Genomic DNA, 8,632 nt, shown 5'->3' with positions numbered 1-8,632 from the left:
CTACATCTTTCAGATGAAGATGCCGTATGACCGGGAAACCCTGCTCGAAGCGCAGAAGGAAGTAGTGCGCGCCAATCAGCTCGAATCCTGCTACATCCGGCCGATCGTCTTCTATGGCTCCGAGGCGATGGGCATCGCCGCTACCGCGGTGAGTACGCACGTGGCCATCGCTGCCTGGCCATGGGGTGCCTACCTCGGTGCCGATGGGATGGAAAAGGGCATCCGCGTCAAAACCTCGTCTTTCACCCGCCATCATGTGAATGTCAATATGTGCCGCTCGAAGTCCGTCGGTACCTATACCAACTCGATCCTTGCCCACCAGGAGGTGGCGCACGACGGTTACGACGAGGCCTTGCTGCTCGACGTCGACGGGCGTTTCCGGAATCTGCATGCCATGAACTTTGTCAGCCAGGCAGCCCTTGAGGCCAAGGAGACCAGCTTCAGGGCCGCACAGGTACAGGCTGAACTGGCTCGCAACCAGACCGCGTATACGGTTCTCAAAGCCGAGCAGGCGGGGGTCGTCGGACTCGTCATGGCAGAAGTCGGCCAGGTTGTGGCGGCCGGGCAGACCGTGATGCGACTGGCGCGTGCCGACACCCTGGAAGTCGCGATCTCGATCCCCGAGGCACGCATGCCGGAGCTGCGCTCGCTTCGATCGGCAGAGGTGAGACTGTGGGCAGACAACGACGCCAGCTATCCGGGAACGCTGCGCGAAGTGTCGGCGGTTGCCGACCCGATCTCCCGCAGCTATGCGGCACGCGTGTCGATTCACCATCCGGATGCCCGGGTCCTGCTCGGGATGACCGCCCGGGTACACTTCCATCGCCCTGACGGGAAAGCCCGCCTGACGGTGCCACTGACGGCCATTTTTCAGCACGCTGGCCAGCCAGCGCTGTGGGTGGTCAGCGCGGAGCAAACCGTCACCTTGCGACCGGTCACGATCGCCCGCTATCGGGACGACACCGCCGTACTGGACAGCGGCGTGCAGGCCGGCGAAAGAATCGTCGTCGCTGGCGTCCATAAGCTGAGCGGCGGCGAGCAGGTCAAAGTGATCGAACAGGCACCCCGGTTTGACGAACCCCAGCCAGCAAAGGATCGGTCAGGCATCTCCAGGCAATGATCTCTCCCAATCTGTCCGAATGGGCGTTGCGCCACCGCTCGCTGGTCGCCTATCTGATCGTCGTGCTGATGCTCGGTGGTGTGCTTGCGTATATCAAGCTCGGCCGCGCCGAGGACCCGGACTTCACCTTCAAGGCGATGGTGGTGCGTACGCTGTGGCCGGGCGCCACCGCGAACGAAATGCAACTGCAGGTCACCGAACGGATCGAAAAACGCCTGCAGGAAGTCCCCTGGGTCGACGTGCTGCGCTCGCAGACGCGCTCCGGCGAATCCTTGATCACCGTTCTGCTCAAGGACTACACGCCGAAGAAGGAGGTTCCGGAAACCTGGTACCAGGTCCGCAAGAAGATTGGCGACATGCGGCATACGCTGCCGCAAGGTGTGCTCGGCCCCTTCATCAACGATGAATTCGGTGATACCTTCATCAACATCTACGCTCTGACCGGCGATGGCTTCGACCTCGCCACGCTGCGTCGCGAAGCCGACCGCATCGCCCGCGAACTGCGGCAGCTCCCCGACGTCAAGAAAATCGAATTGATCGGCGTCCAGGAAGAAAAGATCTACATCGAGGTTTCGCACGCCAAGCTGGCGACACTCGGTCTCAATCCGCTGGCGCTCTTTGATGCACTGCAGAAGCAGAACGCCATGACGCCAGCCGGATTCTACGAAACGCCTTCCGACCGGGTACGAATTCGCGTCTCAGGCGATTTCAAGTCGCTGGAGAGCATTCGCGAGATCGGCATCCAGGCCGACGGGCGCCTGTTCCGCCTCGGCGACATCGCAACGGTTGAACGCGGTTTTGCCGACCCACCGACACCCCGCATGCGCGTTCAGGGTCAGGACGCGATCGGCATCGCCATCGCCATGAACAAGGGGGGCGACGTGATCCGGCTCGGCGACCGCTTGCGTGCTGAAAGCGAACGCCTGCAGAAACAATTGCCGCGGGGAATCGACATGCACGTCGTCGCCGATCAACCGCAAATCGTCCGCCAGTCGATGAACCTCTTCATGTCGTCGCTGGCCGAAGCGGTCCTGATCGTCCTGGCGGTTTCCTTCCTCAGCCTCGGCATGCGCACCGGCGCCGTCGTCGCCCTGTCGATTCCGCTGGTGCTGGCGGTCACCTTCCTGTTGATGGCCATATCCGGAATCGACCTGCAGCGGATCTCGCTCGGCGCGCTGGTCATCTCGCTTGGTCTGCTGGTCGACGATGCAATCATTGCCGTCGAAATGATGGTCGTGAAAATGGAACAGGGTTGGGATCGCTTCCGCGCAGCCACCTTCGCCTACACCTCGACCGCTTTTCCGATGCTCACCGGCACCCTGATTACCGCTGTCGGCTTCATGCCGGTCGGTTTCGCCAGATCCGGTGCCGGCGAATATACCTTTTCGATATTCGCGGTAGTAAGCATTGCGCTGCTGGTTTCCTGGGTCGTCGCAGTACTGTTCACGCCCTACCTGGGCTACCTGCTGCTGGACGCGGACAAACTGCACCACAAGGCGCAACAGCACGGTGAAGACACTTACCAGACGCCGTTCTATCGTCGTGTTCGGGCGACCATCGAATGGTCTTTGCGGCATCGCTGGCTGGTCATCGCCGCCACGCTGACCGCTTTCGTAGCGGCGCTGGCAGGCCTGGGACTGGGCGTGCAGAAACAGTTCTTTCCGGCATCGAGTCGTCCCGAGTTACTGGTCGACCTGTGGCTGCCGAACGGCGCTTCCCTGAAAGCGACCGAAACGGCGAGCCGGAAAGTCGAAGCGATCCTTGCCGAACCGGAGATGAAACGCTCGATCAAGTACTTCGCGAGTTATCTCGGGAATGGCAGCCCGCGCTTCTACCTGCCACTCGACCAGCAACTGTTCAACGACAATTTCGCGCAATTGGTCATCACCACCCACGACCTCGCGGCGCGCGAGGACCTCAAGCGACGCCTTGAAGAACGCTTTGGCGATGTCGGCGGCGAATGGAGCGGCCTGCGCACGCGCGTGCTGCGCCTCGAAAACGGTCCGCCAGTGGGCTTTCCGGTCGTCTTTCGGGTGTCCGGCGAAGACCTCGAAGCGTTGCAGCGGCTCGCCGCGGCAGTGGCCGAGGTGATGCGCGCCAATCCGCATCTCAAGGAAGTGAACTTCGACTGGAACGAGATGGGCAAGATGATCCGTATCGACATCGATCAGGATCGCGCGCGCGCACTCGGCGTCAGTTCACAGGAACTTTCGGCTTTCCTCCATTCGCTGTTGACCGGCGTTGCCGTGACGCAGATGCGTACAGGCGATCAGTTGGTCGACGTGATCGTGCGCGCCGCCGGCGACGAACGTGCCCGCATCTCGGCGCTGGCGGACATCAACATCCCGACCCGCAGCGGCCGTTACGTGCCGCTGGCGCAACTGGCAAAGATCAGCTTCGCCCTCGAAGATACCGTGATCGCGCGCCGCAACCGCCTGCCGACGATCAGCGTGCGTGCCGACCTCCGCGACGGCATGCAGGCGCCCGCCGTCACCGCTCAGATTGACCCCCATCTCGACGCCCTGCGCACCCGGCTGCCGCCCGGTTTCCGCATCGAAGCCGGCGGGGCCAGCGAGGAGTCGGCCAAGGGCGAGAATTCGATCAAGGCGGTGATGCCGCTGATGCTCATCGGCGTCATCACCTTGCTGATGATCCAGTTGCAGAACGTCGGCCGAATGTTGCTGGTGCTGCTCACCGCACCGCTCGGACTGATCGGCGTTGCCCTGGCGCTGCTGATTTTCCGGGTGCCTTTCGGCTTCGTCGCCAACCTCGGCGTGATCGCGCTTTCGGGGATGATCATGCGCAATTCGGTGATTCTCGTCGACCAGATCGAGCAGGACGAAAAAGCCGGCAAGCCGGCCTGGGAAGCGATCATCGGATCGACGGTGCGGCGCTTCCGGCCGATCATGCTGACTGCCGCAGCAGCCATCCTGGCGATGATTCCACTGACCCGCAGCGTCTTCTGGGGACCGATGGCGGTTGCCATCATGGGCGGGCTGATCGTCGCCACGCTGCTGACCCTATGGTTTCTGCCGGCGCTCTATGCCGCCTGCTACCGGGTCTGGCCGAGCAACAGGCGCGCCCCGGCATGACACCGGCGCAAGGTGTACTCGGCACCTTGCGCCGGCTCAGACCGGGGCGCCATGGCCCGGTGACCACGCTGCAGGCGGGCGGTGAACCAGAAGCGGCTACCCTGGCCGAGCACACTGTCGGTGCCGGCATCGCCCCCCATCAGACGCGCCAGCCGGCGCGTGATCGCCAGGCCGAGGCCGGCACCACCGTTTGAGCAGCGCCTGGCGCAAGCGGGTGGCGTCGCCGCGCAACCACAGCGGCACGTGCTGCGCTTCGGTCTCGACCGTCAGGCCCTTGGCGCGCGCCGGCTCGGCAATCAGCGAGCGAACGCCGTCCAGGATCGTCTCGCGAGCGAAATCCCCCTGCTCCAGGTCCAGCTTGCCAGCCTCGACCTTCGACAGGTCGAGAATATCGTTGATGATCGCCAACAGATGCCGGGTAGCAGATCACCACCAGAGCGATCATTGCGTTGTCGGAGTCACGGTTGATGTCCTGGGATAAAGTCATGAGCATCCACCGCAGCGCCATGCGGCTGTCGACGCTTCCCGAATGCAGGATGATGATGCCATGCGCAGGCATGGATTGTTCAGTGTCGAGCAGCAGAATCGGGGATAACGTTCCAGTTCGGCCTCGGCGCGCGTGCGCCGCAACTCTTCATTCCGCTTGCGAATTCGCCCAGGGATCGCGGTATGATGTCTGCCAACGACCAGACGGAACGCCATCGATGAGCAGCAGACTGATCACCACCTGGAGCGACTACGACGGCGCAGTGCAGGAGATCCTGGATCTGTCGACCGCGACGCTAGAGATTTTCGATGAAGACCTCGCGCCGCTCAAGCTCGAGCGTCCGGAGCGGATTGCCGTACTGCGCAGCCTGCTTGCTGCACGGGAATACCATCAGCGATTGACGATCGTCGTGCAGAAGCCGGAATTCGTCAGACAGTACAGTCCGCAGTTGATGAGCCTGCTGACCGTTTATGCGCCGGCGCTGACGATCACTCAGTCACCGCCCCACCTCGACACCCTCAAGGATTCGCTGCTGATCGCCGATCGCCGGCACACACTGATCCGCTTCCATCGCGATCATGCGCGTGCCCGACTGATCATCGATGACGTTCACGAGAGCACGCCCCATCTCAAGCGCTTCGAAGAAATCGTCGCCGCCGGTGGCGAACCGCTCAGTTCGAGCACGCTTGGACTCTAAGTGCTTTTCGTCCGCATCGATCGATCATGGCGACTTTAGGCACACGCCATGCATCCCGCCGCAAAACAGTCCCCTGAGATGGACTTTGCTGCCCAAACGCGCAGAGTTCGCCTGCTACGCCGCCCTCTACAGTTTGCCACACCACAGGTTCTCCCAATGGTACGCGCCTGAACTGGCAGGCCTGGTCACAGACCCGCCCGCTTGAATCGCTCACAAGCCAATCTGTTGCTGCTTGCCGTCGCCGTCATTTGGGGTTCGGCTTTTGTCGCCCAGTCTGCGGGAATGAACGGAGTCGGGCCACTGACCTTCACCGGCATGCGCTTCCTGCTCGGGACCGCCATCGTGCTGCCGCTGGCCTGGCGCGAGTGGCGGCTGCTGTCGCTGCACGATGCCCGGCCGCGGGCCAGCGACGCCCTTGGCGTCGGCGCCCTGGGCGTGCTGCTGATGCTCGGCGCGGTACTGCAGCAGATCGGTATCGCCAGCACCACGGTGACCAACGCCGGCTTTCTCACCGCCCTCTATGTGCCACTGGTACCGCTGCTGGCATGGCTGATTCTCCAGACCCGCCCACACTGGTCGGTCTGGCCGACGTCACTCGGCTGCCTGGCCGGAAGCTGGCTGCTGTCGGGCACACATGAAATCGACCTGATGGTCGGCGATCTCTGGGTGATTGCCAGCAGCGTCTTCTGGGCCTTGCATGTGCTTTTTGTCGGACGCGTTACCGAGCGCATCGCCGCTCCTTTCCTGGTCGCATGCGGGCAGTTTCTGGTCTGCGGGGTGATCAGCCTGCTCGCCGCCGGCTTGGGTGAAACGATCACTCTGACCGGAATTCGCCAAGCCGGGCTGCCGATCGTCTATGCCGGCGTCTTTTCAGTGGCCATCGGTTTCACCGCGCAGGTGGTTGGGCAGCGCTATTCACAGCCAGCCGATGCGGCAATCATCCTTTCGGCGGAAACCGTTTTTGCGGCGCTGTTCGGTTTCCTGCTCATGGGAGATCGCCTCAGCGTCAGTGGTATGGCGGGCTGTACGCTGATTCTAGGCGGCATCATCGTCGTCCAGATCGCGCCGCTGACTCGTGCTGGACCCGATGCTCTACCTGGACGAACGCAGCCAGGAGGGCCAGGCAATGCGCCGAACCGCTAGACCGGGGAACAAGATGAGGGACAAGGAACCTGACCTCATCAGGCGAACGCAACGCCACCACGCACTGTCAGATCACCATCTGCGTCAAGCGTGCATCTATCCGGAGGTTCGACATGCCCCACTCGCCATTCAATACGCTGGCCCGCTTCACGCCTCCCGGCCAGCCGGAGGCCCTGTTCTATTCCTTGCCGGCCCTGGCGGCTGCCGAAATTGGCAATGTGCCTCGTTTACCGGTGTCGCTGCGCATCGTTCTCGAAGCACTGTTGCGTCACTGCGATGGCCAGCGCGTCAGCGAGCGACACATCCTCGAACTCGCCGAGTGGCAACCACGCGCACGCCGTAGCGAGGAGATCCCCTTCGTCGTCGCGCGCGTCGTGCTGCAGGATTTCACTGGCGTGCCATTGCTCTGCGATCTCGCGGCAATGCGGCAGGTGGCGCAGGCGCGAGGACTCGACCCGCGGCGCATCGAGCCACTGGTGCCGGTCGACCTGGTCGTCGACCATTCGGTACAGGTCGATTACTACGGCACGCCGCAGGCGCTGCAGCAGAACATGACTCTCGAGTTCGCGCGCAACCGCGAACGCTATCAGTTCATGAAATGGGGAATGCAGGCTTTCGAAACCTTCCGCGTCGTGCCGCCGGGCGTCGGTATCGTCCACCAGGTCAATCTCGAACATCTGTTCCACGGCGTTCGTCAGCAGACCCTGGGCGCAGTGGAAAAAGGGCGCACCGGCGGGGAACGGCTGTGCTTTCCCGACACGCTGGTCGGCACCGACTCGCACACCACGATGATCAATGCCGTCGGCGTCGTCGGCTGGGGAGTCGGAGGCATCGAGGCGGAAGCGGCAATGCTCGGGCAGCCGGTCTATTTCCTGACCCCGGACGTGGTTGGCGTCGAACTCAGCGGCCGCCTGCGCGAAGGCGTCACCGCCACCGATCTGGTGCTGACGGTGACCGAGCTGTTGCGCCGCGAAAAAGTGGTCGGCACCTTTGTCGAGTACTTCGGAGAGGGAGCCAGCACGCTGTCGGTGACCGACCGCGCGACGCTGGCCAACATGGCACCGGAGTATGGGGCGACGATGGGCTTCTTCCCGGTCGACGACAAGACTGTCGACTACATGCGCCGCAGCGGCCGCAGCGAAGCGGACTGTGTGCTCTTCGAAGCCTATTTCCGGGCGCAGGGATTGTTCGGCATTCCGCGCGCCGGCCAGATCGATTACTCGCGTACCGTCCGCCTCGATCTGGCCAGCATCGTCCCCTCCCTGGCCGGCCCCAAGCGGCCGCAGGACCGCATCGCGCTGCCCGAGATGGCGAGCCGCTTCAACACCCTGCTGAGCGCAGCCGAGTCGGCCGACGGCTTTGCCCGCCCACCCGAGACCCTGCGACAGCGCTACGCGACCGAGCGGCCCGGCATCGACCTCGGCCACGGCGACGTGCTGATCGCGGCGATCACCTCATGCACCAATACCAGCAATCCGGCAGTGATGATCGCCGCCGGATTGCTGGCGAAGAAGGCCGTCGACAAAGGCCTGCGCGTGCAGCCGCACATCAAGACCTCGCTGGCTCCCGGCTCGCGGGTGGTCACCGATTATCTGGACAAGGCTGGCCTCCTGGCGCCGCTCGCCAAGCTCGGCTTCGCGCTCGCCGGTTACGGCTGCACGACCTGTATCGGCAACGCCGGCGACCTCGACCCGGCGTTCAACCAGGCGATTACCGAGCACCAGCTCGTCGCCGCCGCGGTGCTCTCGGGTAACCGCAACTTCGAAGCGCGCATCCATCCCAATCTGCGCGCCAATTACCTCGCTTCGCCGCCGCTGGTCGTGGCCTTTGCGATTGCCGGCCGGGTCAATATCGACCTCGACAGCGAAGCGCTGGGTCGCGGTGCCGACGGCCAGCCGGTCTATCTGCGCGAGATCTGGCCGAGCTCGCAAGAGATCGACGCCGTGCTGCCGTTCGCGCTCGATCCCGAAACCTTCCGCCGGCGTTACGCCGACGTCGGCGCCGACCAGGATCTCTGGAAAGCCATTCCGGCGCCGGCCGGCGAGGTCTACGACTGGCCGCCATCGACCTACATCGCCCGCCCGCCGTTCTTC

Annotated in this window: 7 protein-coding genes and 1 pseudogene; 6 read left to right on the top strand and 2 right to left on the bottom strand. The window is 63.5% G+C overall.

Features of this window, described 5'->3' with window-relative positions; all coding sequences use genetic code 11:
- The 3 genes and pseudogenes from CAPSK01_RS15145 to CAPSK01_RS15135 form a co-directional block, all read left to right on the top strand.
- Positions 1–373: pseudogene (locus tag CAPSK01_RS15145) on the top strand (aminotransferase class IV); the annotation flags it as partial.
- 21 nt (positions 374–394) lie between these two features.
- Positions 395–1,120: an efflux RND transporter periplasmic adaptor subunit gene (locus tag CAPSK01_RS15140; protein WP_273703802.1), complete on the top strand. Its 726-nt coding sequence runs from the start codon at positions 395–397 to the stop codon at positions 1,118–1,120.
- The gene (locus tag CAPSK01_RS15135) at positions 1,117–4,212 is read left to right on the top strand and encodes an efflux RND transporter permease subunit (protein ID WP_034928466.1); all 3,096 of its coding nucleotides are present in this window, start codon (positions 1,117–1,119) and stop codon (positions 4,210–4,212) included. Before CAPSK01_RS15140 ends, CAPSK01_RS15135 begins: the two co-directional genes overlap by 4 nt.
- On the opposite strand, the gene CAPSK01_RS24355 is transcribed toward CAPSK01_RS15135, so the two are convergent.
- The gene (locus tag CAPSK01_RS24355; RefSeq protein WP_337958598.1) at positions 4,173–4,352 is read right to left on the bottom strand and encodes a hypothetical protein; all 180 of its coding nucleotides are present in this window, start codon (positions 4,350–4,352) and stop codon (positions 4,173–4,175) included. The genes CAPSK01_RS15135 and CAPSK01_RS24355 overlap by 40 nt on opposite strands.
- A complete protein-coding gene (locus tag CAPSK01_RS15130) occupies positions 4,309–4,620 on the bottom strand; it encodes a hypothetical protein (protein ID WP_034928465.1) in 312 nt (103 codons plus the stop codon). The genes CAPSK01_RS24355 and CAPSK01_RS15130 overlap by 44 nt, the downstream gene beginning before the upstream one ends.
- Before the next feature lie 296 nt (positions 4,621–4,916).
- On the opposite strand from CAPSK01_RS15130, the gene CAPSK01_RS15125 reads away from it, so the two are divergent.
- The 3 genes from CAPSK01_RS15125 to acnA all read left to right on the top strand — a co-directional run.
- Entirely contained in the window at positions 4,917–5,396 is a 480-nt protein-coding gene (locus CAPSK01_RS15125) for a hypothetical protein (RefSeq protein ID WP_034928463.1), read from the top strand.
- A gap of 201 nt (positions 5,397–5,597) precedes the next feature.
- Positions 5,598–6,539 carry a DMT family transporter gene (locus CAPSK01_RS15120; protein WP_273703780.1) on the top strand — a complete coding sequence of 314 codons (942 nt, stop codon included), beginning with the start codon at positions 5,598–5,600 and terminating at the stop codon, positions 6,537–6,539.
- 113 nt (positions 6,540–6,652) lie between these two features.
- Positions 6,653–8,632: aconitate hydratase AcnA (gene acnA / locus CAPSK01_RS15115; RefSeq protein ID WP_034928461.1), on the top strand; the 1,980-nt coding region annotated here is incomplete at its 3' end.

The organism is Candidatus Accumulibacter vicinus, from assembly GCF_000584955.1.
Classification (GTDB): domain Bacteria; phylum Pseudomonadota; class Gammaproteobacteria; order Burkholderiales; family Rhodocyclaceae; genus Accumulibacter; species Accumulibacter vicinus.
This window is presented reverse-complemented; position numbering and strand designations above follow the sequence as displayed.